The organism is Mesorhizobium sp. M2E.F.Ca.ET.219.01.1.1 (genome assembly GCF_004016445.2).
Lineage (GTDB): Bacteria > Pseudomonadota > Alphaproteobacteria > Rhizobiales > Rhizobiaceae > Mesorhizobium.
Genome location: NZ_SADT02000159.1, coordinates 1 through 329, shown reverse-complemented (window position 1 = coordinate 329; position 329 = coordinate 1). Strand labels below are relative to the sequence as shown.

Below are 329 nucleotides of genomic sequence, written 5' to 3'. Positions count from 1 at the left end.
GTTTTCGGCCGTGCCGCTGGCGATATGAGGTTGCACGGATGGCATGGCGTGCTCCTTTCCATGGAAAATATAGGCTACAAAAATTCACATGGAAAGGGATTGCCGCGAAACATTTTTCGCGGGCAGGCCGATGATCGGCACGAAAACTCAGTCCTTCTTGTAGAGCAGCCAGCTCTTGCCGGCGCGGGCGGCCATCGCCGAATGCCTGGTCACGCGGTTGCGGCCGCCGACCTTCGAACGATAGAGCGCCCGGTCGGCCTTGGTGTAGAGGTCCTCGGGGCTTTCGGCCTCGGACGCCATGCAAATGCCCATCGACACGGTCACCGTGC

General features: G+C 60.2%; 1 protein-coding gene. It reads right to left on the bottom strand.

The genetic code is table 11. The features are described 5' to 3' along the window. Positions 1 to 147 precede the first annotated feature (147 nt). Positions 148 to 329, bottom strand: a 182-nt coding sequence (locus EN862_RS35340; protein WP_135913317.1) for a diguanylate cyclase, incomplete at its 5' end; no start/stop codon positions are given.